General features: G+C 71.1%; 26 protein-coding genes, 1 tRNA gene and 1 pseudogene. 19 read left to right on the forward strand and 9 right to left on the reverse strand.

Annotation, left to right across the window (positions count from 1 at the left end; genetic code table 11):
- Positions 1 to 262: 262 nt before the first annotated feature.
- The 3 genes and pseudogenes from IE277_RS15520 to IE277_RS15525 all read left to right on the forward strand — a co-directional run bounded on the left by IE277_RS15520 (position 263) and on the right by IE277_RS15525 (position 3345).
- The gene (locus IE277_RS15520; protein ID WP_189953268.1) at positions 263 to 2722 is read left to right on the forward strand and encodes a helicase-associated domain-containing protein; all 2460 of its coding nucleotides are present in this window, start codon (positions 263 to 265) and stop codon (positions 2720 to 2722) included.
- 27 nt (positions 2723 to 2749) lie between these two features.
- Positions 2750 to 3070 (forward strand): annotated as a pseudogene (locus tag IE277_RS47170) (hypothetical protein); the annotation flags it as partial.
- A complete protein-coding gene (locus tag IE277_RS15525) occupies positions 2998 to 3345 on the forward strand; it encodes a CopG family transcriptional regulator (RefSeq protein WP_229881565.1) in 348 nt (115 codons plus the stop codon). The pseudogene IE277_RS47170 and the gene IE277_RS15525, both read left to right, overlap by 73 nt.
- A 344-nt stretch (positions 3346 to 3689) precedes the next feature.
- On the opposite strand, the gene IE277_RS15530 is transcribed toward IE277_RS15525, so the two are convergent.
- Positions 3690 to 3875 carry a hypothetical protein gene (locus tag IE277_RS15530; RefSeq protein WP_189952723.1) on the reverse strand — a complete coding sequence of 62 codons (186 nt, stop codon included), beginning with the start codon at positions 3873 to 3875 and terminating at the stop codon, positions 3690 to 3692.
- Positions 3876 to 3935: 60 nt separating this feature from the next.
- Positions 3936 to 6290, reverse strand: coding sequence for an N-6 DNA methylase (locus IE277_RS15535; protein WP_189952725.1), 2355 nt, complete (start codon positions 6288 to 6290; stop codon positions 3936 to 3938).
- 426 nt (positions 6291 to 6716) lie between these two features.
- On the opposite strand from IE277_RS15535, the gene IE277_RS15540 reads away from it, so the two are divergent.
- The gene (locus tag IE277_RS15540; RefSeq protein ID WP_189952727.1) at positions 6717 to 7631 is read left to right on the forward strand and encodes a hypothetical protein; all 915 of its coding nucleotides are present in this window, start codon (positions 6717 to 6719) and stop codon (positions 7629 to 7631) included.
- A 498-nt stretch (positions 7632 to 8129) separates the two neighbouring features.
- On the opposite strand, the gene IE277_RS15545 is transcribed toward IE277_RS15540, so the two are convergent.
- The 5 genes from IE277_RS15545 to IE277_RS15565 form a co-directional block, all read right to left on the reverse strand.
- Entirely contained in the window at positions 8130 to 9908 is a 1779-nt protein-coding gene (locus IE277_RS15545) for a copper resistance CopC/CopD family protein (RefSeq protein ID WP_373310796.1), read from the reverse strand.
- Between the two features lie 111 nt (positions 9909 to 10019).
- On the reverse strand, positions 10020 to 10814 hold the full coding sequence (locus IE277_RS15550) for an SDR family NAD(P)-dependent oxidoreductase (protein WP_229881567.1): 795 nt from the start codon (positions 10812 to 10814) through the stop codon (positions 10020 to 10022).
- On the reverse strand, positions 10811 to 11287 hold the full coding sequence (locus IE277_RS15555; RefSeq protein ID WP_189952729.1) for a cupin domain-containing protein: 477 nt from the start codon (positions 11285 to 11287) through the stop codon (positions 10811 to 10813). Before IE277_RS15555 ends, IE277_RS15550 begins: the two co-directional genes overlap by 4 nt.
- A gap of 202 nt (positions 11288 to 11489) precedes the next feature.
- Positions 11490 to 12092: a GNAT family N-acetyltransferase gene (locus IE277_RS15560; RefSeq protein ID WP_189952731.1), complete on the reverse strand. Its 603-nt coding sequence runs from the start codon at positions 12090 to 12092 to the stop codon at positions 11490 to 11492.
- A complete protein-coding gene (locus IE277_RS15565; RefSeq protein ID WP_189952734.1) occupies positions 12089 to 14368 on the reverse strand; it encodes a penicillin acylase family protein in 2280 nt (759 codons plus the stop codon). Before IE277_RS15565 ends, IE277_RS15560 begins: the two co-directional genes overlap by 4 nt.
- A gap of 105 nt (positions 14369 to 14473) precedes the next feature.
- On the opposite strand from IE277_RS15565, the gene IE277_RS15570 reads away from it, so the two are divergent.
- From IE277_RS15570 to IE277_RS15590, 6 genes are all read left to right on the forward strand, one after another.
- Positions 14474 to 15073, forward strand: coding sequence for an HhH-GPD-type base excision DNA repair protein (locus IE277_RS15570; RefSeq protein WP_189952736.1), 600 nt, complete (start codon positions 14474 to 14476; stop codon positions 15071 to 15073).
- Positions 15074 to 15316: 243 nt separating this feature from the next.
- Complete coding sequence (locus IE277_RS15575; RefSeq protein WP_189952738.1) at positions 15317 to 15985, forward strand: HdeD family acid-resistance protein; 669 nt, start codon at positions 15317 to 15319, stop codon at positions 15983 to 15985.
- A gap of 97 nt (positions 15986 to 16082) precedes the next feature.
- A complete protein-coding gene (locus IE277_RS15580) occupies positions 16083 to 16403 on the forward strand; it encodes a hypothetical protein (protein ID WP_229881570.1) in 321 nt (106 codons plus the stop codon).
- Positions 16404 to 16451: 48 nt separating this feature from the next.
- A complete protein-coding gene (locus IE277_RS48800; protein ID WP_268252509.1) occupies positions 16452 to 16574 on the forward strand; it encodes a hypothetical protein in 123 nt (40 codons plus the stop codon).
- A 472-nt stretch (positions 16575 to 17046) separates the two neighbouring features.
- Positions 17047 to 17343, forward strand: coding sequence for a type II toxin-antitoxin system VapB family antitoxin (locus IE277_RS15585; RefSeq protein ID WP_004943146.1), 297 nt, complete (start codon positions 17047 to 17049; stop codon positions 17341 to 17343).
- A 105-nt stretch (positions 17344 to 17448) separates the two neighbouring features.
- Positions 17449 to 18084: a LytR C-terminal domain-containing protein gene (locus tag IE277_RS15590; protein WP_229881572.1), complete on the forward strand. Its 636-nt coding sequence runs from the start codon at positions 17449 to 17451 to the stop codon at positions 18082 to 18084.
- A 61-nt stretch (positions 18085 to 18145) separates the two neighbouring features.
- Here IE277_RS15590 and upp read toward each other — a convergent pair whose 3' ends face one another.
- Positions 18146 to 18781: a uracil phosphoribosyltransferase gene (upp, locus tag IE277_RS15595; RefSeq protein ID WP_189952740.1), complete on the reverse strand. Its 636-nt coding sequence runs from the start codon at positions 18779 to 18781 to the stop codon at positions 18146 to 18148.
- A gap of 103 nt (positions 18782 to 18884) precedes the next feature.
- Here upp and IE277_RS15600 point away from each other — a divergent pair, with 103 nt between their 5' ends.
- The 9 genes from IE277_RS15600 (at position 18885) to IE277_RS15640 (ending at position 24796) form a co-directional block, all read left to right on the forward strand.
- Positions 18885 to 19109 carry a hypothetical protein gene (locus IE277_RS15600; protein ID WP_373310804.1) on the forward strand — a complete coding sequence of 75 codons (225 nt, stop codon included), beginning with the start codon at positions 18885 to 18887 and terminating at the stop codon, positions 19107 to 19109.
- 332 nt (positions 19110 to 19441) lie between these two features.
- A complete protein-coding gene (locus IE277_RS15605; RefSeq protein WP_189953279.1) occupies positions 19442 to 19978 on the forward strand; it encodes a tRNA adenosine deaminase-associated protein in 537 nt (178 codons plus the stop codon).
- Positions 19979 to 20103: 125 nt separating this feature from the next.
- Positions 20104 to 20595 (forward strand): tRNA adenosine(34) deaminase TadA, encoded by a 492-nt coding sequence (tadA, locus tag IE277_RS15610; RefSeq protein ID WP_189952742.1) that lies wholly within the window; start codon positions 20104 to 20106, stop codon positions 20593 to 20595.
- Between the two features lie 57 nt (positions 20596 to 20652).
- Positions 20653 to 20737, forward strand: a tRNA-Ser gene (locus IE277_RS15615).
- Positions 20738 to 21051: 314 nt separating this feature from the next.
- On the forward strand, positions 21052 to 21231 hold the full coding sequence (locus IE277_RS15620) for a hypothetical protein (RefSeq protein WP_189952744.1): 180 nt from the start codon (positions 21052 to 21054) through the stop codon (positions 21229 to 21231).
- Positions 21232 to 21241: 10 nt separating this feature from the next.
- Positions 21242 to 21535: a Dabb family protein gene (locus tag IE277_RS15625; protein WP_189952746.1), complete on the forward strand. Its 294-nt coding sequence runs from the start codon at positions 21242 to 21244 to the stop codon at positions 21533 to 21535.
- Between the two features lie 186 nt (positions 21536 to 21721).
- On the forward strand, positions 21722 to 22564 hold the full coding sequence (locus tag IE277_RS15630; protein ID WP_229881649.1) for an RNA polymerase sigma factor SigF: 843 nt from the start codon (positions 21722 to 21724) through the stop codon (positions 22562 to 22564).
- 348 nt (positions 22565 to 22912) lie between these two features.
- Complete coding sequence (locus tag IE277_RS15635) at positions 22913 to 23851, forward strand: RNA polymerase sigma factor SigF (RefSeq protein ID WP_189952750.1); 939 nt, start codon at positions 22913 to 22915, stop codon at positions 23849 to 23851.
- Between the two features lie 243 nt (positions 23852 to 24094).
- On the forward strand, positions 24095 to 24796 hold the full coding sequence (locus IE277_RS15640; RefSeq protein WP_308433384.1) for a hypothetical protein: 702 nt from the start codon (positions 24095 to 24097) through the stop codon (positions 24794 to 24796).
- Between the two features lie 66 nt (positions 24797 to 24862).
- Here IE277_RS15640 and IE277_RS15645 read toward each other — a convergent pair whose 3' ends face one another.
- Entirely contained in the window at positions 24863 to 25063 is a 201-nt protein-coding gene (locus IE277_RS15645; RefSeq protein ID WP_189952752.1) for a hypothetical protein, read from the reverse strand.
- Between the last annotated feature and the right edge of the window lie 98 nt (positions 25064 to 25161).

The following is a 25161-nucleotide window of genomic DNA, read 5'->3' on the forward strand; positions in this document are numbered from 1 at the left end:
CCCGCACCCGCTGCACCGCAGGTCAGGACGTTCCCGTACGCTCCAGGACCCCCTCTCAGTCCTGGTCTCATTCATTTCCGGTATGGGGGATAGTTCACCCGCGCTGGTGTCGAGGGTCGAGCCGCAGGATGCGCCTTCACTCGGAAGCGGGTTCCTGTCGCCGCAGGGCACGGGCGTCCCGCGGATGCGCCATTCTGGGTCTTGTTAACCGGACCCGTTCTGGTCCGGAGACCAACGGTGCTCGTGCATGTGAGGTGCCCCGATCAGCAAGCACAGCGGATCCACTCTGACCACGTGGCTGAGCGGTCTGGAGAACGACCGACTTGAGCGGGTCCTGGCAGCTCGCTCTGATGCTGTGAGCCCGCCGGAACCACGATCGTTCGGCGAACTGGCGGACCGTCTTCAGCGCCCAGGATCGGTGGTCCCGGCGCTGGCTCGGCTCGCGCTGCCGCAACTGCAAGTGGCCGAGGCACTGGCGGCGCTGGGGCCCGTGCCCCGTGCCGCTCTGGCCGATCTGCTGGACGCGACCGGAGCGGAGAGCGCTCGCGGGCTGGACGCGGCCCTGGGGTCGTTGTCCGATCGCGCGTTGGTCTGGCCGGACGGCGAGGGGCTGTTGCACATGGCTGCGCCGTTGCGGCAAGCGTGGAAGCGGCCGCTGGGGCTGGACGCGCCGCTCGCCGTGCTGTTGGCGGACACGGCCTCCGAGGAACTGCGCCGCATGCTGATGGCTCTGGGCGTCCCTTCGCCGGGCACCACCAAGAAGCAGCGACTGACCGCCCTGCTGACGCACCACAGTGATGCGGAGCGGGTTGCCGCGGTGCTCGCTTCGGCGCCGGCGACCACACGGAAACTGCTTCAGCAGCAGGTCCGCCACCGCCCTGAACAGCCGCGATCGGCATCGGAGTTCGTCATCCTCGGAGGCTCTGGTACCGACGCCGCGGCGGGTGAGCGCTGGGCCCTGGATCGGGGGCTGCTGGTCCGGAGCCGGTACGGGTACGGACCCGCCCGTATGCCGGCCGAGGTGGCGCTCGTGCTGCGCGGGCCCGACTGGCACGCCCCTTTCGCTCCGGCTCCGCCCACCGTGCGGACGGTGTCCGTCACCTCGGCGGAGGTGGACCGGGAGGCAGCGGCCTCGGCGACGGCGTTCGCCGCGCACGCCGCTTCGGTCCTGGCGGTGTGCTCCGAGTCTCCGCCCGCCGTGTTGAAGTCCGGCGGGGTCGGAGCGCGTGAGCTGTCCCGGATCGGCAAGGCGGCGCGGTGCGAAGACCTCGTCGTACGCCTTGTCCTGGAGACGGCGTACGCCGCCGGGCTGCTGGCCAGGGACGGCAACCAGGTCGTGGCAACGAGCGGGTACGACGCCTGGGCGGAGCGAGAGCCCGCGGAGCGGCTCATCGTGCTGCTCACGGCGTGGCGGAGGCTGCCGCTCACCCCGTCCCAGACCCGCGACGCGGACGGCAAAGCGCTTCCCGCACTCGCCGGAACACCGCCCTGCCGAGCCTGTGTGCAAGCCCGGGAGGGGCTCCTCACCGGGGCGGCAGGGCTCCCGGCGGGGCAGGGGGCGAAGAATCCCGTGGAACTGGGGGCGCTGGTCGGCTGGCATCGGCCGCTCGCCGATGAACTCGCCCAGGACACCACACCGTTCGCCACCGCGATCCACGAAGCGGAACTGCTCGGCGTCATCGCCCGCGGCGCCCTGTCCCCCTTCGGCGCCGCCCTGCGCACCGAGGGCATCGGTGGGGACGTCGATGCCGAAGCGCTGGCCGCGGCCTGTGCGCGGCTGCTGCCCACGGCCACCCGGGCAGCCCGCTTCGGCGCCGATCTCACCGCCGTCGTCACCGGCACACCGACCGCCCCACTCGCCGCGCTGCTGGACACTGTCGCGGACCGGGAAGCCGGCGGCACGGCATCGGTGTGGCGGTTCGGCCCGGGTACCGTCCGCCGTGCCCTGGACGCGGGCCGCACGGCCGATGCGATCGAGGCCGACCTGGCGGCCGTCGCCGTCGGCGCCCTCCCGCAGCCGCTGTCGTACCTGATCCACGACACCGCGCGCCGACATGGCCGTATGCGTGTCACCGCAGCGCCCTGCGTGATCCACGGCGAAGACCCCGCCCTCCTCGCGGAGGTCGCCGCACACCGGAAGTTCGCCGCCCTCGGCCTGCGGCTGTTGGCACCGACCGTGCTCGTCAGCCGGACCCCGCTCGACAAAACAATCGCCACACTGCGGGCCGAGGGCTACGCCCCCGTCGCAGAGAGCGCCGACGGGACCGTGCGTGTCGACACGGCCCGACGCCGCCGGGCCGTGGCCCCGGTACCGCCCCCACGCGAGTCCGGCGGCACAGCTCGCCACCGGACCACCGGTGCCCCCGTGGTCCCGGCTCCGGCGACCGTTGACGTGGGTGCCCTTGCCGCCCGGCTGAGGGCCGCCCCGACCAACCCGCCAGAACCCGACCCGGGGAGCGGAGTCCCGTTCGGCACCGACACCGAGGAGATCGTCGCCGGGTACGCCCGGTCGCTCTCCCTCACCGACGTCCGTCAGCTGGCCCACTGCATCGACGAGGGCCGGGCCGTCACCATCGAGTACCTCGCCGCCTCGGGCAGCCGCACCGTACGCACCCTCAGCGAGCTCGATCTCGACCCGCCCTACCTGCATGCCTGGTGCCACTTGCGCGACGACGAACGGATCTTCGCCCTTTCCCGCATCCACGGCGTCATGCCCGTGTAACCCCGTGCCATGCTTCCGATCGTCCCGGCGCGGCGCCTGCTCGACCTCCACTTCGCGCCCTCGCTCCACCGCGAACTGTGCGAGGCCGTCGGTCTGGAACTGGAGCCTGCCGAAACCGGACAGTTCTCGGCGGTCGCCCGAGAGCACGTCATAGCACTCGCGGGTCGCCCGCTCATCGGACCTCAGCCGGGTGTCCACCCCGTCGCGGAGACTCACCGCTCCTGGCACACCAATCAGGTCTTCCACGGCATCCCACGTCCTGCCACGGTCGCGCGATGGCCATACGTCCCGCTGGTAAGCAGTTCGACACCAAGAGCATGGACGCTTATATGGCGACCAAGAAGGTGACGGTGACCATTCCTGAGGATCTCCTCGACGAGATCCGTGCGGAGGCCGCGGAGCGGGGCCTGTCGGCGTATGTCGCCGAGGCGCTGCGCTTCAAGCGCGACCGGGACCGGCTGCGCGAACTGGTCGACTGGCTGCAGGAAGAGCACGGTCGCGTCACCGAGGACGAGGGTGCGGCGGCCTTCGCGGAGTTGGAGGAACTCGACGCCGAACACGAGCGGCGCCGGAGCACCGCAAGCACGACGCCGGAGAGGCTGCGTGAAGAAGCGAGCCGGTGAGCACAGGCAGCGGCCGTTTCGCGTCTTCGTGCTGGACCGTGAAGCCCTGTCCCTCGCCGTGCGGGGCGATCGGAAGATGATCGCCTGACTCGACCTCGCGGCGCGAGGAGAAGCCGAGGTGGTGATGTCCCCGATGCCATTGTCGAGGCGCCCGTCGGCTCCTGTCCGACGCCAAGCTCCACGGCCACAAGTACGCGATCGACGCGGTGCTCGTCAAGCGGGTATGACCGGCGCTCTGGTCTCAGTTCTGGTCTCATTCCTCCGCCGGCCCTCTGGCGTTGCCGGGCCCGGACCATGGGAGCGGTCCGGGCCTTCGTCGTGGGCGGGATCGTTCGGCCCGGACGTCAGCCGCCGAGGCTCTTCAATTCCCGAATGGCGGCCGGCACCGCCAGACACAGGCCGAAGGTCGTCGCGAACGCGGCACCGGCAGACAGGAGCGCATCGGCCATGTCGCCCCTGGCCCGCACCTTGATCAGGGCCACGGCCAGGGCAGCCACGACGGACAGCAGGGTGGCGATGCCCAGCCACAAGAGCCAGACGCGTGAACGTGCCGGGGACGGATGTGTGACCACGGAGGGTCCTTTCGTCAGTCAGAGGGGCTGGGCGGACGGGGCGAGCGGCTCATCCGCCGAAGGCCCGAGCATCAGATGCTTCAGGAGCTCCTCCCGAGAGCGGACGACGGCGTCCGCGTACTCGCGGTGCAGCACAGCCTGCCTGCGCAGAAGCGCGCTCACTCGGACGATCTCCTGCTGCTCCGACATCGACGGGAAGCGGACCGGCAGATGGCCGAGGGCATCGCGGCTGAGCGAAGGGGCGGCGGTGGCCTCTGCGCGGTTCCGCATCCACTGCATGCTGTGCGGCAGCGAAAGGTGGTCCACGAGGAAACCCGGATCCACCCCGACGCCCTCACGCACGCGCAACCGGACCAGGTTGGTACTGAAGAGCCATCCCTCCTGCTCCGGCTCCACCAGTGCGGGCGGACGAAGCTCCCCCGTCCGGACGCAGACGACGTCCCCGGCCGTCAGCCTGAAGTTGGCGAGCTCCTGGGCCTTCTCGCGGAAGGCCTGCTCTTGCTCGAGGAACAGGATCCTCCCGCCCTCCAACTGACGGGGGAAGATCACAGGCACTTCGCCCCCCGGCGACCGGTCGGCCCTGCCGAGACGGGTGTAGGAGGGGCCCGGCTGAATCTCACACAGCTCGGCCAGCCGAACTTCCGTCCAACCTGGCGGCAGCGGGCCCGGGGCCCCTCGCACGCCCATGAGCGAGGACCAGGCGAGGCCGGCGGCATCTGCGTCCGCCTCCTGCACCAGGCGACCGAGCCGGACGGCCTCCCCGTGAGTCCGGATCAATTCCTCGCGAGCGGGCTGGGCAGCAGACAGAGACTCCGGAATGTGATCCATGGGACTCAAGGAGTAGCCGGACTCAACGAACGCTCCCCGCGACACCAAGGTCGTGTGGGGACATGACTCGCTGTGCGCGACCGAGCCCAGCGCAGGTCCGAACAGCCACGGCCTCACGACCTCCAGGATGGCACCGAGTCCGTCGTCGCCGACCACGTTCCTTCTGCCCGTCCCGGTGCCGAGATGCCGGGCGTCCACCAGGAGTACCTCGGGACGCGGAGTCTTGTTGCGCCGGAGGCACCACAGAGCAACCGGCACCGGAGTGGCGGAGAACAGCCGGGGCGGCAAGGCCACGACACACTCGACCGCACCACGCTCGATCAGGTTACGCCGGATCTCCCGTTCGGCGGTGTTGACCGAATTGCCCGCCTTTACCGGCATCACCATGATGGCTCGCCCGCCTGGTTTGAGCGCGTTCAACACATGCTGCACCCAGGCCAGGTTGTCGTTGCCCTGGGGCGGCGCGCCGAACTCCCAGACGCCGTGCGCTCGCTCCGCCCCCGCGGTGTCGCTCATGTTGAACGGCGGATTCGTCAGCACCACGTCGGCAAAGCCGGAGCGAGCCCCCTCGGATGCCCACGGCATGGCCCGGGAACTGCGAAGGACCGCTGGTGCGCCGTGCAGCGCGATGTTCATCCCGGCGAACCGCAGCGTGTCCCTCCGTGGACTCTCACCGTGGAGCGTGGTTCCGGGCCCGACGGTGCCGCGCCGCACCGCCACCGCAGCCAGCATCTCCCCGCCCCGCACGTACGGGTCGTAGACCGATGCGTTCTTCTGTCCCGCCCCCAGTGCCAGTTCCACGGCCAGCCGTACGACCCCCCGCGGGGTGAAAAACTCTTCACTCCGCAAGCCGGCACGGTCCTCGTACTGGTCAAGGATGAGACGGAATGCCCCTCTCGGTAGTTTCACCGTGAGCCTCACGACTCCCACCAGGTCGCGGTAGGAACGGGGTTCGAGCCGCATCAGGCTCTCCCGCATCCCTGGCGGCACCCCATGCCGGCGCAGCTCCCTGTCAGCGACGGCACCGATGCACGCAAGCAACCCCGCCATGTGCTCTGCGCCCGTTCCCTTCGTCGCAGCGTCCTCCACATCTCGCCACGCTGCCGGGGCGGTCTCCCGGAGAAACACGAGAGACACAATCAGGCTGAGGAAGTCCAGCATTGAGGCCGACCCGCGCACACGATCCGCGTGCGCGCCCATGAGCTCGTTCACCAGCACCATGCCGGTGACGGGGTCTCCTTCTACGCCCCGCACTCCGGGCTCGATCTGCGTCGGGACCTGCACGAAACCCTGCTGCTCAAGGATCCGGACCCGGTATGTCGTCCCCACCGTTTCGCCGGGTCGCAACTGGCTTCGCGGGACGGTGCGCGCGCCCAACCAATCCAACACCTCGGAGAGGTGGAAGTATTCGGCGCCACCGGATCGCACCGGGGTGGGGAAGTCACCGTGCCGCTTCTCCCAGGTGGTGACGGTCGGGCGGGCGACTCCTGCTTGCGCAGCGAGTTCCGCACGGCTGATCAACGGATCCCGCTTGTCTAACCCCATCGCGCAGTGCTCCTTCGTCCATGCCTGTGCTGACATCCAGAACGCTAGGGATGCAGTGTCTGGGCGTCCACTGCGCATGACGAATGCGCAATGACAGTGCGGCAGCCGCCACAGGGAGCCTCACACGGCTTAGAGCCAGGAAATAGCTGAACAAATTCCCCCATCACTCTCTAACTTGCACCTCCCCGCCTCCGCTCAGTGGACATGAGGGTTAGCAGATGCCCATGCCATGACCCCGCCCACTGCACAGGGCGCATGCACGACAGCCGAGGCAGCGGAGAAATCAGGAAAGTGGCCATTATCGGGCAAGACCTGCCACATTTCGATCAGCCGGCCTCAGGGGCAGCCCACACCTGCAATGCTCCGAGACAGGACAGACGGACTTAGGCCAGCTACAACCTTTTTGGAACCGGAGGGATTCCGTCCATGCGCACCGAGACGATGACGGTCACGCCTGACATCTGCACCAACTGGATGAAAAACAGGGTCTGCAACCGTGTGCCGTTGCGTAGTTACAACGTCGAGAAGTTCCGGGAGATCCTGCGGGCCGGACAATTCCGGACGACTCATCAAGGCTTCGCACTGGACTTGCACGGTTGCCTTATCGACGGACAGCATCGAGCACAGGCCATCATCGACACGGGAGTCTCCGTGACCGCACAGGTCACATATGACCTCGAACCAGATGCCTTCGCCGCCATCGACGGGGGCCGCGTACGGACTGCGGGCGACCACGTGGCCAAGGCATCCGGCATGGCGCAGAACAACGCCAACTACTACGGTGCGACGCTGAAGATCCTGCGTAATCGAGCCGAGGGCCTGCACTGGACCCGTTGGACCACGGGCAAAATCACGGCTGCCGAGGTTCCCGCCCTCATGGCGTCCTGGCCCATCCCGGAATCCCGCATCAACTACATGCTCGCGAAGGGGCGTCAGTGCCATGCCAGCGGCACGGGACTGCTCATCAGCCACCAGATCATCCTGGAGAAGTGGCCCGAGCACGTCGCCAAGCTCTTCTTCGGAGGCATCGGTGACGCAAGTCGCGAGTACGTCGGCAAGGATCCCCGGGCCGTTTACACGAACACCATGCTCAACGTGAACAAGGGCGTCATCAGCAGGGACAGCGTCCAACAGTCGGCACAAGCAATCAAGGCCTTCAACGCGCTCATCGCAGGTGAGACCATCGGCACCCTGAAGAAGATGAAGATGGGCGGCGTCAAGGTGGTGCGTAACCGCGAGACCGGCGAGGAGATGGAGCAACAGTACCTCGCAGATCGCTACCCCAGCGTCATCGACGTACAGGATGTCAGCCAGAACTGGCCACACGTCACAGACCACTAGCAACGCTTCGCCGGGTTGATTGATCCTGAGTACTCAGGATCAATATGGCGCCGTGGGAATCCGGGGCAGTTCAAGCACCTCCGACTATCCGCGGAGCAGCTGCGAAGCCTGCAGCTCAATCGACCGGAAGATGTCTAAGGAGTCTCATCGCTACGAAGAGCACCTATCCACGCCCGTCCGTGCATGCGCCGGCAAGGATAGACGGCATGCCGTGACGGAGTCGCCCTCGGCAGGATGGGCAGGCCGGGAAAGCACGCGCCATGGCCTTCCTCGGTGGCCCACGCCCCGCCACAGCCGGCCGACCTCAGGCGGCGACTGGGATGGGCTTTGACACCTGGAGCATCGTGGACTCTATGGCGACCAAGAAGGTGACAGTGACGAACCCCGCGGATCTCCTCGACGAGATCCGCGCGGACGCGGCTGCCTCAAAGTCGCCGGCACCCCCTCACGAGTTCGAATCTCGCACGCTCCGCCTCAGCCCACCAGGGCAGTCGAGGGCTACCCCGTCACCCGCACCGCCGTCGATACCGTCACCTGGTCCAGTTCTGACACCCGGACCGTCGCCTTCATCGTCCAGGTGCCCGGGAGGGGGAGGTCGAAGGCGTCGGTGGCCCAGTAGCCGCCGTGGTCGGTGACCCTGGTGTCGAGGGGGCCGATGCGGCGGTCGCGGAGGGTGAGAGTGATGCGGAGTTCGGGGACCGTGGACAGGCCGCCGTCGGGGCCGTAGACGACCGCCTGGACGGAGGTCCGGCCCACGCGGCCCGGGTCCAGGGTGATCTGGACCCTGCCGTGGCCGCCGGGGGTGCCGAGGGCGAAGGGGATCGTGGTGACGGAGGCCGTCGGGATGCCCGCCGTGGGCGTCCCGGACTGTGCCGCCTCCTCGGCCGTGCGGCCAGGCACCGTGCTCGTGAGCAGGGTCGTCAGGGCCAGTACGACCACGCCGACGGCCGCCTCCGCCAGCACCGAGCGGCGCAGGGACTCGAAGGGGGGTTCCGGGGGCGTGGGCGCGGCGGTGGGCTCCGGGGGGAGCGCGGGGCCGGTCGCCGGTTCGGGGACGCGGGCGGCGGGCGCCGACGCGGTCGCCTCGGCCCTGACCGCGCGGGTCGTCCAGGCGCGGGAGCAGGCCGCTGCCAGCAGGAGTGCGGTGACCGCGGCGAGTTTGGTCAGCAGGGTGCGGCCGTACGTCGTGTCCGTGAGCGCCTGCCAGGAACCGAGGCCCCGCCAGGACTGGTAGACGCCGGTCAGGACCAGGACCGCCACCGACGCGAAGGCCAGGCGGGAGAAGCGCGCCACCGTCGTGAGGGAGGTGCGGCCGAGCGTGCGCAGCAGACAGGCCAGGCCGCCGAGCCAGACCGACATGGCCAGCAGATGGAGGGTGGCGGAGGTGATCGCCAGCGGGACCTGGAGGCCCGCCGAGGCGTGTTCGGCCGCCGTCCAGGTCAGGGCGAGGGGGAGGGAGACGGCCGCCGCGATCGCCAGGGTGGTGCGGCGCGGGAGTCTTCTGCGGCGGGAGCGCAGGACGGCGACGGCGGCCGCGGCGAGGGACAGCAGCGCCAGGCGGGCGAGCAGGAGTTCGCCGGGGCGGGTCGTCGCCGTACGGGTGAGGGAGGCGAAGGCGAGGGCGTGTGCCGGTGCGGTGCCTTCCTCGTACGGGGCGCGCAGGACGAACAGGGCGGCCGTCGAGGCCATGAGGGTCCAGGCGGCGGCCAGGACGGGGCCGCGCAGGCGGGCCGTCTTCGGCGGGCGGCAGTACGCCACGAACGCGGCCGTGCCGAGGACGAGGGCCACGCAGAGACAGGCGAGCCAGCGGGCGATGTTGTACAGGGCCGCGGTGGCCGGGTTCTCCGTGTCGTCGGGGGCCGGGGCCGCCGCCGTCGCCGTGCGGCTGCCGACCGAGAAGGTCAGCGCGCCGGACACCGGGTGGCTGTCGGCCGACACCACCCGCCAGGCCACCGTGTAGGTGCCGGTGGCGAGCTTGGCGGGGAGGGCGGCGCGGGCGGTGTCCGAGCGGCCCGGGGCGTGCTCGGCGGGGCCCGTGCGCAGCCGGTGGTTACGGGGGTCGTAGACACGGAAGGAGTCGGTGAGCAGGCCGACCGACTCGGTGAAGGTGAGGGTCACCTGTCGCGGGGCGGTTCTGAGGACGGTTCCGTCGGCGGGGTCGGTCGTGCGCAGGGCCGCGTGGGCCGACGCGGGAGCCGCCGTGCCGAGCAGCAGGAGGAACAGGCCCGCGCAGAGCAGGGCCAGCCGTCCTGCCCGACGGTGTCGGTCGCGCAGCACCTCGTCCCCTCCCTTCCCCTGTGCCTTCCCCTGTGCCTTCGTCGGGCCTTCGTCGGGCCTCCGTATAGGTACGCGGCGATCGGCCGCGTTGCTCACCAGGTGCCGCGTTGCTCACCAGGTCGGGCGGGCCGAGATGCCGCCGTCCACGGTCAGGTCGTGGCCAGTGATCCAGCCGGCGAGCGGCGAGGCCAGGAAGACGCAGGCGTCGGCGACGTCCTCGGGGCGGCCGAGACGTCCGGTGGGGGCGGCGGCCAGCCAGCGGCGCACGCCGTCCGGCCAGGCCTGGGCGAGGCCCGGCCGGTCGATCAGGCCGGGCGAGACGGTGTTGACGCGGATGCCGTCGGGGCCGTACTCCAGGGCGGCCGCGCGGGCGTGCATGACGACCGCCGCCTTGGCGGCGCTGTAGTGGGCGTGGCCGGCCGCGGGGTGGGCGGCCTCGATGGAGGCGATATGGGTGACGGTGCCGCCGCCGTGCGCCCGCATCGGAGCCACGGCGGCCTGGGTGCAGGCGAAGACGCTGGTGAGGTCGGTGTCGACGACCGTGCGCCACTCGGCCGCGGTCATCGCGGGCAGGGGCTGCACGGGCTGGACGGCCGCGTTGTTGACGAGGGCGGTGAGCCGGCCGCCGGACCAGTCCGTCACCTCCCGGACCAGACGGTGGCAGGCGTCCTCGTCCGTCAGGTCCGCCCGGACCACGACCGCCTCGCCGCCCGACTCCCGGATACGGGACGCCACTTGCCCGGCCGCGTCCACCGCCGTACGGCAGTGCACGGCCACCGCGGCGCCGTGCTCGGCGAAGCGCAGCGCGATGGCCCGGCCGATGCCACCGCTCGCGCCGGTCACCAGGGCGGTCTGCCCGTGCAGAAGTGCGCGGAGCTTCTCGGGGTGGTTCATGGGGTGGTTCATGGGCGGCACAGCTCCATGATGCGGGCGGCCTCGGACGGGTATCGCGCCGTCAGTTCGTGTGCGTCGCCGTGTTCGTAGTCCGTGTCGGTGAATCCGGGGGCCATCGTGGTGCCGAAGAGCGTCCAGGCGCCGCCCCCGGCGACCCGTGCGCCCATCCAGGTGCCGGCCGGCACGGTCAGCTGGACGTGCTGGCCGGACAGCGGGGCGGGGCCGAGCACGGCGGTGCGGGCGGTGCCGTCGGGGGCGAGCAGCAGGAGCTGGAGCGGGTCGCCGAGGTAGAAGTGCCAGATCTCGTCGGTGGGCAGGCGGTGCAGGGCGGAGAAGTCGTCCGCGGTGAGCAGGACGACGATGGCCGAGCCCTCGGGGTGGCCGTCCGGGCGCGCGGGCCCCATCCAGGTGCGCCGGTACAGGCCGCCTTCGCGGGGGAGCGGTTCGAGTCCGTAGTGCGCGATCAGCTCTTCGGGCGTCGTCATCCGACGAAGGCTAGAGGAAGGAAGGCTAGGGCCTGTTGCGAAAGTCCCGTCGTCCGCCCGGAGGGCGGGCCGAGCGGCGTCTGGTGCGTGCTCTCGGCGTGCTGGGCGGAAGCCCTCGTACTGGTTGTACGTGGGCTTTCGGCCGGTGCGGCGAGAGGGCGTGCCGGGCGTCGCGACAGGGCGAACGTTGCCTGTTGGGGCACTAGTCGCCCGGCAGGGCCACCGTGCGGGGCAGGAAGGCGAGTTGGGCGTGCTTCCGGGGGAGGTGGACGTCGGGCAGGTCCACCTCGGGCAGGACGACCGCCGGGCCGCGCACGAAGCCCTCGCGCTCGAAGCGGGCGATCGCCCGGGTGTTGCGGATGTCCGGGTCGACGACGAGCCGCTGCCGGTCCAGGGTGCGCAGCGCGTACGTCGTCATCGCGGCCAGCAGCGCGGACGCCCAGCCGGGGCGCCCGCCCGCGGGGCCGGCGGGGGCGAGCAGGACGTGGACGCCGAGGTCGCCGGGGAGTACGTCGTAGCACTCGCCGACCCGGTCCGCGGCCGGTTCGTACGTCTGGAGCAGGGCCGCCGGGGCGTCGTCCCGGGTGACGAGGAGGGCGTGATGGGTGTCGAGGCCGGCCATGTGGGTGTAGATCTCGGCGACCTCGTCCCGGGTGAGGCCGGTCATGCCCCAGAAGACGGCGCGTTCCTCGCTCACCCAGCGGTGGATCACGTCCGCGTCGCCGGCCGGGTCGAGGGGCCGGATGCGGACGGTGCCGAAGCCGGGGACGTGCTGTTCGTAGAGGTGGGCGCGGGGGTCGGTCATCGGGTCTCCTCGGTGCGTTCCAGCAGGGTCAGCCGGGTCCAGTCGGTGATGACGGGGACCAGCTCTCCCCCGCGCCACAGGGGGAGTTGGTCGCGGTGGTGGGGTGCGCCGGGGACGCCGTCGGCGCCGAAGGGGACGACCCAGCGGCTGTTGTCGCGGTCGGCGAGGTCCCAGACGTAGCGGGCGGCCGGGCCGCGGGCCGCGCGGTCGGTGAGACCGGGGACGGCGGAGGTGCACAGCACACAGTCGTGGTCCCCGGCGAGGCCGGGTTCGTCGTACGACTCCCCCGGCAGCGAGCGCCAGGGGGCGAGGCGGTGGGTCTCGGACCAGGTGCCGGACGCCGGGGCGGCGGCCACCTCCTCCAGGGCCGCGCGTACGGCGGCGGGGCGGTCGATGCCGTACAACTCCTCGGCGCGCAGCAGGTGTTCGAGGGCGTATCCGATGCGCGGGGCGAGGGCCAGCCAGGGGAGCAGGACCTGCGGGTAGGCGGGGGGTTCGCGGAGCGCGGCGAACACCGGGTGCGCGGCGAGCCGGCGTACGAGCGCGGAGCGCACCGCCGCGTAGCCGGCCGCGTCGGTGCTGTCGGCGTCCATACGGCGGTCCCAGGCGAGGAGGCGCTCGCGCAGCCGGGCCGCCTCGGGGGTGAGGCCGTCGAGGGCGGCGAGGTGGTCGAGGAGGGGCGCGGCGGAGGCGAGGTGGGTGTCGGTGTGGATCGCCGGCAGGGCGTCGGCGGTCCAGGTGCGGCGCGCGTCCAGGAGGGCGTGGATGCGGTCGGCGCGGTGCGGCGGGGCGAACTCGACGCCGAGGGGGGTGGCGAGGCCGCGCTGGTTGGCCATCACGGCGATGCCGTCCGGTACGGGCGCGTACGGCGAGGGGTGCCGGCCGTGCCAGTCGTGGCCGGGTTGCCAGGCGGGGACGGGGTGGAGGCGGTTGGCCCGGGAGCGGACGGGGACGTGGCCGGCGACGCGGTGGAGGGTGGCGCCGGTGGTGTCGGCGGCCTGCACCACGTTGACGGGCTCGGCCCAGGCGTCCAGGGCGCGGTCGAGGTCGGCGACGGTGCGGGCGCGGAGGAGGGGGAGCAGGGCGCTGAAGCCGAGGTCTTCTGTGACGCGGGGTGGGTACCGCAGGGACAAGGCCGTGTTCCCACCCGCACCACCGGGACCACTCGCACCACAGGCACCACCGGCACCACCAGGACCACCCGGACCACCCGGACCACCCGCACCACCCGCACCACTTTCGTCGTCGGGCGCGGGTGGCCCCTGGGGGGTGTCCTCGCCGGTGGCGGCCTGCGGACCGTGGTCGAAAACCCCCGCTTCCGGGCCTACGGCGCCCACCACCCCGGACACCAGGCCCTCCGGGCCCCCGGCGATCAGTGGGCCCCGGGGGGTCTCGATCAGCTCGATCTCCAGTGGGGGTTCTCCGGATATGTGGATGGTCTCCGTGTGCCGGGCGGCGCGGTGCCAGCGGCCGTCGGGGCCGAGGGCCTCGACCCCGGCGCCGGTGCGCCGCAGGCGTTCGCGGTACAGGTCCTGGTAGTCGGCCATGGCGTTGGTGATGGCCCAGGCGACCGTGCCGGTGTGGCCGAAGTGGGCGATGCCGGGGACGCCGGGCACGGCGAGGCCGACGACGTCGAACTCGGGGCAGGAGAGATGGATCTGCTGGTAGACGCCGGGATCCTCGATGATGCGGTGCGGGTCGCCGGCGATCAGGGCGTGCCCGGTGGCGGTGCGGGCGCCGGAGACGAGCCAGCCGTTGCTGCCGGCGGTGCCGGGGCCGTCGGTGGCGAACAGGCCGACGGCGTCGGGGCCGAGGTGCCGTATCGCCTGCTCGCGCCAGAGTTTGGCCGGGAAGCCGGCGAACAGGATGTGCGTGGCGAGCCAGATGCCGAGCGGGGTCCAGGGCTGCCAGCGACCCGGGGCGAGGCCCGTACGGGTGAATTCCGGGGCGCGGCCGGCGCCCTCGGGCAGGCCCTCGTTGACGCCGTCGACGTATGCGCGGACCCAGTCGGCCGTCTCGGGATCCCGGCGTTCCAGCGCGGCGAAGCAGCGGCGGGCGGTGTCGTCGAGGCGGGCCCGGCGGGCGAGCACGTCCCAGGAGACGGCGTCGGCGCCGAGGAAGGAGGCCGAGGTGCCCTGGGAGCGGTGGCGCTCGACCTCCAGCTGCCAGGCCCGGTCCAGGGCGGTCACCCGGCCCTGGGCGCGAGCCAGGGCGAGGACGTCACAGGCGCGCAGATGAGGGATGCCCCAGGCGTCGCGGTATATCTCGGTCGTCACCCGGAAGCCCCACTTCATTTTAGGTTAGCCTTGCCTAACTATTTCCGTTCCACCGGGGATCGTACGCGAGGTGTGGACCCGGCGGGCGCGCGGGATCATCGACGCATGGACGTCACCCTGCATCTCGCCCAGGACCCCGAGGCCGACGCGCTGCTCGGACGCTCACCGCTCGCCGCGCTGGTGGGCATGCTGCTCGACCAGCAGGTCCCGATGGAGTGGGCGTTCAAGGGGCCCCGCACCATCGCCGACCGGCTCGGCGCCGGTGCCGCCGGAGATCTCGACGCGCACGACATCGCCGCGATGGACCCGGAGGCCTTCGCCGCGCTGCTCTCCGAGAAGCCGGCCGTGCACCGCTACCCGGGCTCGATGGCCAAGCGCATCCAGCAGCTGTGCCAGTACCTCGTCGAGCAGCACGACGGGGACGCGGAGGCGGTCTGGCGGGGCGTGGGCAGCGGCGCCGAGCTGCTGAAGCGGCTGGAGGAGCTGCCCGGGTTCGGCAAGCAGAAGGCGCAGATCTTCCTCGCGCTGCTCGGCAAGCAGCTCGGGGTGGCGCCCGCGGGCTGGCGGGAGGCGGCGGGCGCGTACGGCGAGGCGCGGTCCTTCCGCTCCGTCGCCGACATCACCGGGCCGGAGTCACTGGCCAAGGTCCGCGCCCACAAGCAGGAGATGAAGGCGGCGGCGAAGGCGAAGGCCGCCGGCAAGTGAAGGCGAACACCTCCGGCGAGGAAGGCCGACGGCACGCCGGGCCGCGGGACCGCGGGACCGCGGGACCGCCGGCAAGCGGGGCTTCCCGCGCGTAAGGCCGGAGGCAAGGGATCCCACGTGCAGGGCCGGAAGCAAGGCACCCCGCACGTAGAACCGGAAGCAAGGCATCCCACACGTAGGGCCACGTCACCCGGCCGGCCCACTCGGATGGCACGGCCGCCACCCTCGGTCACAGCATGGACCATGACCGAGGTACCGAACAGCGGTCCGAACCGGGGCCGCGAATACGACGACCGAAACGTCCACGCGAGCCGGCCGCCCGGCGAGCGGCCGGAGCCCGAGCCGCCCTTCGAGGGCCCTCTGCACGCCCTGTCCAGGGCCGCCTGGCAGGTGGTCCTGGTCACCGGGATCGCCTCGCTGATCCTCGGCGTCCTGGTGCTCGTCTGGCCCGGCGCCTCGCTGCTCGCCGCCGGTGTCCTCTTCGGGCTCTACCTCGTCATCAGCGGCATTTTCCAGCTGGCCTCCGCCTTCGGTACGCACATGGCGACCTCGCTGCGCGTGCTGGCCTTCATCAGCGGCGCCCTGTCGATCGTGCTCGGCCTGTTCTGCTTCCGCGGGCCCATGCAGTCGATCCTGCTGCTCGCGCTGTGGATCGGCATCGGCTGGCTGATCCGCGGGATCACCCAGACCCTGGCCGCGCTGCACGACCCCCGGACGCCCGGCCGCGGCTGGCAGATCTTCCTCGGGATCATCACGTTCATCGCCGGCATCGTGCTCATCGACTCGCCGTTCCGGTCGGTCGGCGTGCTGACCCTCGTCGCCGGCATCTGGCTGGTCGTCGTGGGCGTCACCGAGATCGTCACCGCGTTCAGCATCCGCAGCCGGGCCAAGGAAGTGCCCCAGACGCTGTGAACGCCGCCGTCAACCTCGGGCCCCGCGAGTACGCCGCGCGAGCGATTCTCGGGCCCGGCATGCTGCACCGGACGCTCCTCGCGGGCAGAGACCTGCCGTGAGCGGGATCGCGGGCCTGACCCGCAGCCGTACCTGGCTGCGGGTGTTCGTGCTGCTCCTCGCCCTGTGGGTGCCCTGTGTCCATGCGCAGGCCCAAGCGGCCCCCGTGCTGGGCCTGTCGGCCGAGACCTTCGAGCACGACGACCTCGACTCGATCCTGCGGCCGCCCGCCCTCGTCGTCCACCGGGCCGACGTGGCCGAGCGCCCCGCACCCCTGCCCGACCCGGCGCCCGCCCGGCCTGCGCCCCGCGCCCGCCCCGGCACACCGCCGGTGCCGTACGCCCCGCACCTGCTGTGCACGGTGGTCCTGCGCTGCTGACAGACCCGCGCCCCCACGCAAGGTCAGTCAGACGCAAGGAGCACAGCCATGCCCACAGATCCCTACGCCGTCCTGCGCGCCCTGCTGCGCGCGGAGGCCCGACGCACGACCGCCCCCCGGCCGGAACCGAAGGACCAGCCCCAGCCGACCCCCGGCGACCCCAACCGCTGACCCCAGCCACCGCTGGCCCCACCACCGCTGCCCCCGACCCGGCGGAGGCCCCCGACCGCCTCCGCCGGCCCCACCGCTTCCACAGCCTGTGCACAACGGGCGTAGCGCGCCGGGCGTAGCACAACGGCCGTAGCGCGCCGGGCGTAGCGCGCCGGGCGCTCACCGCGCGGCCGACGACGTGCGGATGCTCCTCGCCGAGGAACCCTCGGCCGTACGGAGGAAATCCGCCGTGTCGAATTCCGGCTCCCCTCAGAAGTCCGCCGCACCGGGGCGCCGTGGCCCCGGCCGCCGCGCCTCGGTGGGGAGCACGGCGGCGCTCTCGGGTGTGGCGGGCGGCCCGGTCCCGCTGTCACTCATCTCGGCCACCGGTTCCCGTTAACAGCTTGTATAGGCCCTTTTGTGGCACCTTTTCGAGCGTCGGACTCCGCCGCCATGGCTGCGCCCGGAACGTCTTGACCGGTAGGCTTTCCGTGTGATCTTCAAGCGCATCGGAAACGGCCGGCCGTACCCCGACCACGGCCGGGAAAGCACCCGGCAGTGGGCGGACGTCGCACCGCGCCCGGTCCGCCTCGATCAGCTCGTGACCACCAAGCAGCAGCTTGATCTGGAGACCCTGCTGGCGGAGGACTCGACGTTCTACGGCGACCTCTTCGCACACGTCGTGAAGTGGCAGGGTGACCTCTATCTGGAGGACGGGCTGCACCGCGCGGTCCGCGCCGCCCTTCAGCAGCGCCAGGTGCTGCACGCACGCGTGCTCGAACTCGACTGACCGGGCCCGGCACGGCCGTTGGCCCTTGACCCTTTCGGGTTCCGCTGAGCGGCATCGACTGATCATCTAATAGGCATCGTCGCTCGGGCGCACTACGCTGCGCCCATGAGCATGCTGACTCCCCCAGGCATGGGCGGCCAGTACCGGATCACGGGGGACAAATACCCTCGGATGCGTCCGCCGCGCCGACACGGCAGGCTCGTGGCCGCCGTGGTGGCGTCCGCCGCCGCGCTCGGCCTCATCGGCTGGGGCACCCTGCAGCTCATCGGCGTCTTCACCGGTCACACCGAGAAGACGACGGCGTCCGGCACCAAGGCGGACTGCCGGGCCAAGGCCCAGACGGCCGCCCAGGTCACGGCCCTGCCCAAGCCCGGCGAGATCACGGTGAACGTCTACAACGCCACCGCGCGCACCGGGCTCGCCAAGGACACCGCGGACGAGCTGAAGAAACGCGGCTTCAAGATCGGCGACGTGGGCAACGCGGGCAAAGAGTTCGACAAGAAGGTGAAGAGCGTCGGGGTGCTCGTCGGTCCGGTCACCGAGCAGAACACCTCACTGGCGGTCCTCGGCACCCAGCTGGCCGGCGCCCAACAGCGCGCCGCCGCCGGCCGCAAGGCCAACGACCTCGACCTCGTCCTCGGCGACGGCTTCAAGGGCCTGACCAAGCCGATGGCCGCGAACCAGGCCCTGACGGCCCTGACCGCCCCCAGGCCGTCGGCGTCCACGAAGAAGGACTGCTGAGCGAACCCGGGGGCACGAAGCTCTGACCTGCCTGTTCGGCGGCGGCCTACTCGGCGGCGGCCTATTCGGCGGCGCCGTAGAGGCGGTCTCCCGCGTCTCCCAGGCCCGGCACGATGTACCCGTGCTCGTTGAGGTGGTCGTCCACCGCGGCGGTGACCACGGTGACCGGCGTCCCCGCCAGCTCCCGCTCCATCAGCGCGACGCCCTCGGGAGCGGCCAGCAGCACCACCGCGGTCACATCGTCCGCGCCGCGCTTGATCAGCTCCTGGATCGCCACGACCAGCGTGCCGCCCGTGGCCAGCATCGGGTCCAGCACATAGACCTGACGGCCCGAGAGGTCCTCCGGCATGCGCGAGGCGTACGTGGAGGCCTGCAGCGTCTCCTCGTTGCGGATCATGCCGAGGAAGCCGACCTCGGCGGTCGGCAGCAGCCGGACCATGCCGTCCAGCATGCCGAGACCGGCCCGCAGGATCGGCACGACCAGCGGGCGCGGACGGGCGAGCTTGACGCCCGTCGTCGGGGAGACCGGGGTCTGGATGTCGACGGCCTCGGTGCGCACGTCCCGCGTGGCCTCGTAGGCCAGCAGGGTGACCAGCTCGTCGGCCAGCCGACGGAAGGTCGGGGAGTCGGTGCGCTGGTCGCGCAGCGTGGTGAGCTTGTGGGCGACCAGGGGGTGGTCGACGACGTGGAGACGCATGCCCATAACCGTACCCGCGCTCAGCACCCCCTGGTGCTGGCGTCAAACCGCCCGAACGAGGGAAAGTGGGAGGGACGGACTGGGGTGGTGTGACGTGCCCGATCTGCCTGACAACGCGCCCGGAGACGCCAGGGACTCCCGCGACACCGGTGAGCCCGCGATACGCGGCGCCGACGCACCCGAGACGGAGGCCGAGCGACGGCGCCGCCGCGCCCGGTTCCTGCGTGACCTCGCGGAGGCCCGTGAGCTGCGTGCCCGGGTCCAGCCGCGACGCGCCAAGGCCGCCCGGCTGCGCCACGCGATGCGCATGCGGACGTTCCGCTGGTAGGCCGCCGGAAGGGGGAACCTCTTGGGCAGGTCCCGGTAAGGGAGTTCGGGCGAGGAAGATCCACGCCCGCGGCGGCGTTTGCGAGGTGGGCGTGCGTGAGTGCCTGCAAAAGCCGCGTACGATCCGCAGGTGGCGGTAACGAGTGGTCGGTTGCGTAGATGACGGATCCACGATCGAAACAGCAGACACAGGGGGCCGAAGACGTCCCCTGAAAGCCTTGTTTCTGCCACGATTCCGAGTGGGTGGGGCTCGGAGCCCAGGCTCTCTCCGCCCACGTACCTCCGCCGGGGGGACCCCCAACCGGCACGCCTATGACCAGTGGGAGAGTCACGGTGTACTTCGCCGCACTGCTCGCGCGCACCGAAGACGGGTGGGAAGCGAGCGACACAGAGCTCGACGATGTGGAGACCTTGTCGGATCTGGCCGACCTGGCCCGGGAAGCCTCTCCCGACGACGACACGGTGCTCGTCCTGATCGAGCAGGAGGACGCCTGGTTCGGCGTCGTCCGCGTGGACGGCGAGGACGACCCTCGCATCTACGTCTCGGACGCGGCCGCGGCCCAGCGCAGCGCGTACGGCGAGCTGCTGCTCACCGACGAGCTGCTCGGCCGGGATCCGGGCGCCGACGATGTCGCCGACCTGGACTCCCTGGACCTCGACGGCACGGAGGACGGCGAGTCTGAGTCCGACGAGGACGACGGGGAGGAGGGCGATGCCGGCGATGCCGTCGCGCACAGCCCGGTGGGCGACAGCGAGATCCTTTCCGACCTGGGTGTCAACGGCAAGGAGCTGCTGGCCCTGGACGGGGACGCGCTGGGCACCATCGCCGACGCCCTGGGCTGCACCGACGTGCTGGAGTCCGTCCGCTGACCGCACCACAGGACCCGAAGAACCCACAGGACCCACAGGACCCACAGGACCCACAGGATCCGAAGAACCCTCAGGCTCCACAGGCTCCACAGGCCCCTCAGGTCTCACAGGGTCCGCCGGTCCCGATGGTCCCGCAGGTCCCGCAGGTCCCGGTGGACCCTGTACGTGACCGCTGGCAGGCGGCGATGCGGCTCGCCCTGGACGAGGCCCGACGGGCCGTCCGGGGCGGGGACGTCCCCGTCGGCGCCGTCGTGCTGTCCCCGGACGGTACGACGGTCCTCGCCACCGGCCACAACGAACGCGAGGCCACCGGTGACCCCACGGCCCACGCGGAGATCCTCGCGATCCGGCGGGCCGCGGCCCGGCTCGGGGAGTGGCGGCTGAACGGCTGCACGCTCGTCGTCACCCTGGAGCCGTGCACGATGTGCGCGGGCGCGATCGTGCAGTCCCGGATCGACCGGGTCGTGTACGGCGCCCGGGACGAGAAGGCGGGCGCGGCGGGCTCGCTGTGGGACGTGATCCGCGACCGCCGGCTCAATCACCGCCCGGAAGTCGTCGAGGGCGTGCTCGCGGCGGACTGCGCCCGGCTCCTCACCGACTTCTTCCGGGACCGCTGACTACGTCCCCGAATTCCGATTTCAAACCATGCCCCACCTTGCTGTAAGGTCTCCCTCGGTAGCGTGTCCGAGCGGCCGAAGGAGCTCGCCTCGAAAGCGAGTGTGGCGCAAGTCACCGAGGGTTCAAATCCCTCCGCTACCGCTCGAAGAAGGGCCCCGTCGACAGACGGGGCCCTTCGTACGTCCTGAGGAAGGGACGCAGGGGACCGGCCCCTCAAGTGCGCGCCGCCGTCGGGGGGATGCCGCGGCCCGCACCCCGCAGTCGGGGCCCTGTCCCCGCCCCGCGGATTCCTGCCAGACCCTCCGGGGGCTCTTCCATGGTGCGCCGCGCGGCGGCTGTGCGGGCCCCGCAAAAGACCCGGGACGGCGGGCCGTTGGTCCTCAAAAGGGGCGTGAAGGTTACACTCGCCGCCGGCAGCAGGGGCAGACAGGACAGGCAGCGCAGGGGAGGCCGCGGTGGCGGTGAACGCCAAGAAGATCGCCATATACGTGCTCGTGGTCTTCTGTCTGTACGTGATCATCACGGACCCGCCCAAGGCGGCCCACTACGTCCAGATAGTCTTCGAGGGCATATCGGACGCCGCCAAGGCCGTCGGCGACTTCATGACCTGGGTCGCCAACGGTGGAAAGAGCTGAGGTACATCCCATGATCCGCCATCTGGTCCTCTTCAAGCTCAACGAAGGCGTCGAGCGCGACGATCCGCGGGTCGTGGCCGGCGTGGCGGCCTTCGAGGCCCTCGGCGGCCAGGTCGAGGAGCTACGGTTCTGGGAGTGCGCCTGGAACATCAGCGACCGGCCGATCGCCTACGACTTCGCGATCAACTCGGCGGTCGAGGACACCGACGCCCTCAAGCGCTATCTGGAGCACTCCGCCCATCAGGCCGGCGTCGCGCTGTGGCGCGAGTTCGCCACGTGGGTGATCGCCGACTACGAGTTCTGAGCCCCTCGGGACCCCTTCGCGGGACACAGCCCTCCGCCGGATCGGCGGGGGGCTTTCGTGCGTCTTACGCCCCAACTTGTCAGAGTTGGACAACAACACGGCGTTATGCGGTGCTTGCGCACAGTGCACATCTCTTGTGATGCTATGACCACTTTTGACGGATAGTTGACCGATGAAGAGGTGGCGTTGACCGTGTCGGCCAGTACTGCGCCGCCCCAGGAAGAGGCGCCCGCGCCCGCCCCCGCTCCGGCGCCCCCCGAGAAGCGGCGCGGCGCCGACACCCGAGCCCTCACCCAGGTGCTCTTCGCCGAGCTGAAGGAGCTGACCCCGGGCACGCCCGAGCACAACCGGGTACGGGGGGCGCTGATCGAGGCGAACCTGCCGCTCGTGCGCTACGCGGCCGCCCGCTTCCGCTCCCGCAACGAGCCGATGGAGGACGTGGTCCAGGTCGGCACCATCGGCCTGATCAACGCCATCGACCGCTTCGATCCGGACCGGGGCGTGCAGTTCCCGACCTTCGCGATGCCCACCGTGGTCGGCGAGATCAAACGGTACTTCCGGGACAACGTCCGCACGGTCCACGTACCGCGCCGGCTGCATGAGCTGTGGGTGCAGGTCAACAGCGCGACCGAGGACCTGACCACGCTCTTCGGCCGCTCCCCGTCCACCGCCGAGATCGCCGAGCGGCTGCGGATCAGCGAGGAGGAGGTGCTCAGCTGCATCGAGGCGGGACGGTCGTACCACGCCACCTCACTGGAGGCCGCGCAGGAGGGCGACGGGCTGCCCGGCCTGCTGGACCGCATCGGCTACGAGGACCCGGCCCTGGACGGCGTGGAACACCGCGACCTGATCCGGCATCTGCTCGTCCAACTCCCCGAACGCGAACAGAGAATCCTTCTCCTGCGCTACTACAGCAATCTCACCCAGTCACAGATCAGCGCGGAACTCGGGGTCTCCCAGATGCATGTCTCCCGGCTCCTCGCGCGCAGCTTCCAGAGGCTCCGCTCGGCGAATCGAATCGACGCATAGCGCCACTCGACACGGAGCACAGCGGGCGCTCATCCGAAGCATGACGGGCGCACGGAAGCACACACGGGAACACACCCTGCATCGCATACCCGATCGATGCATCACTGCCGTGGGCGAATCGCTCACCAGCACAGATGCCGACAGTTCGGACCCGAAATAGCGTCAGACCCCGTCTTTCCAGGGCCGATTCGCATCTCGCATGTCGACATGTCACTACAGCGCGTTGCCGACATGTGACATTCTGCGGGAGACGCGTTTGCCGGGCCTTCCGCTCCGGTATTCAGGTGAAGGCTGCGTTGCCGGAATGGCGGCGCCGCCCCGACCGTCCCGCGACCCAAAGGGGGTGGCATGTCCGCAGACCAGGGCAGCTCGAAGGTGCTGACGCCCGCGAAGAGCGAGGCAGCGCCCAAGGAGCTCGACGCGCTCGACGTCCTCGACGGCATCGAGGGCGTCACGGCCCTCGACGCCGTGCCGGCCCCGCCCGCCCCGGCGGCCGCCGACCTGCCGGCCCTGCCGGCCTCGGGGGACATCGACACCCGGACCCTGTCCCGCTCCCTCTTCCTGCGGCTCGCCGCCCTCGGCGAGGACAGCCCGGAGCGGGCCTATGTCCGGGACACCCTGATCGAGCTGAACCTGCCGCTGGTCCGCTACGCGGCCGCGCGCTTCCGCTCCCGCAACGAACCGATGGAGGACATCGTCCAGGTCGGCACCATCGGCCTGATCAAGGCGATCGACCGCTTCGACTGCGAACGGGGCGTGGAGTTCCCGACGTTCGCGATGCCGACGGTGGTCGGCGAGATCAAGCGCTTCTTCCGGGACACCTCGTGGTCGGTCCGGGTGCCGCGCCGGCTGCAGGAGCTGCGCCTGGCGCTGACCAAGGCCAGCGACGAGCTGTCCCAGAAGCTGGACCGCTCCCCGACGGTGACGGAGCTGGCCGCGGTGCTCGGCGTCTCCGAGGAGGACGTGGTCGACGGCCTCGCGGTCGGCAACGCCTACACCGCCTCCTCGCTGGACTCCCCGGCCCCGGAGGACGACGGCGGCGAGGGTTCCCTGGCCGACCGGCTCGGCTATGAGGACACGGCCCTGGAGGGCGTCGAGTACCGCGAGTCCCTCAAGCCCCTGCTGGCCAAACTGCCGCCCCGCGAACGCCGGATCATCATGCTCCGTTTCTTCGCGAACATGACGCAGTCGCAGATCGGCGAAGAGGTCGGCATCTCCCAGATGCACGTCTCCCGCCTGCTCACCCGAACCCTGGCCCAGCTCCGCGAAGGCCTGATCTCGGACTGAGGGTCCGTTCCGAGGGTTGAGCTTCGAGGGTTGAGCTTCGAGGGCTCGGTTCCGAGGGTTCAATTCTGACGGTTCGTCAGTGACACTGGCCCGATGCTGCGAGCGACAGGGTCGGACGACACCGCGCGAACGCCAGACACGACAGACACGACAGACGCGATAGATGCGACACGTGCGACATGGACACGTGGCCGCCGAGGCGCCGTCACGGCAGCGTCGGCGGCCGTCGTCGTTCTGGGCGGGGTGGTCGCCGCGTGCGGAGCCCACGGCCCGGGCGGCGGTTTCGTCGCGGTCGGCGCGGCGGGCGGCCCGGCGCGCAGCGGTACGGCGAAGGCGACCCCGACCGGCTCGGTGTCGCTGGTTCCGCTGGACGGCGGCACGGAGGGTTCGGGCGCGCCGAGCGGCTCGCCCGGGCAGGCCGGCTCCCCGGCGGACACGCCCGGCCCGGGGCGATCGAGCGCACCGCCCGCCGGCGCCGGTGCCGACACCGGCGCCCCGGAGCGGACCACACCGCCGTCCGGCCCGCCCAGCCCTTCCGCCGGCGCGTCCGGTCCCACCACACCCACGACACCCGCCACACCCACGCCGACCGCGTCCGGCACGCCCGCACCGACTCCCGGCCGCAGCACGACACCCACCCCCGCCGCTCTCGTCTGGGGCAGGCCGACCACGAAGGCCGTGGATCAGCGCTGGTGCCAGAAGGTGACCGTAGGCTTCCGCAACTCCGGGGGCACGGCGGTGCGTTCGGGTTCGGTGACGTTCGGGACGCACATCATCGGCGCGCTCGGCATCGACTGGGGAACGGTCGACTCGGCGGCCGACCTCCCGGTGCCGATCACGCCGGGCGCGCACAAGAGCCCCACCTGGACGGTGTGCATCGACGCCTGGCGCGTGCCGCTCGGCATGCACATCGAGACGCGGGACGTGTCCGTCCGGTGGAAGTAGCGGGAGTGGCGGGAGCAGGGGCAGTAGCGGAAGCAGGGACAGCGGCCGCCGAGAGCGCCGTACCCCTTACGCGAGCGCCAGCCAGGCGACGCCCGCCACCACGGCGAGGGCGACGATCACACCGATGATCACGCCGATACGGGGACCGGAGGAGGCGGCCGGCTGCTGCTGGCGGCGCCCCTGGGGAGCCTCGTCGACGAACGCGCGGAACATCTGGGTGCTGCCGGCGGGGTCGTAATTGCCCTGGGGGCCCTGGGTGTTAGCCATGGCCCGAGACCTTAGCGAAGTCGGGCCGGGGCGCCCAAGTGGGGGGCCACCGGGACAGACGGGGGCACCTCACCCGCACCGACCTGCACGTTTACGTT

This window comes from Streptomyces alanosinicus (assembly GCF_014650595.1).
Classification (GTDB): Bacteria; Actinomycetota; Actinomycetes; order Streptomycetales; family Streptomycetaceae; genus Streptomyces; species Streptomyces alanosinicus.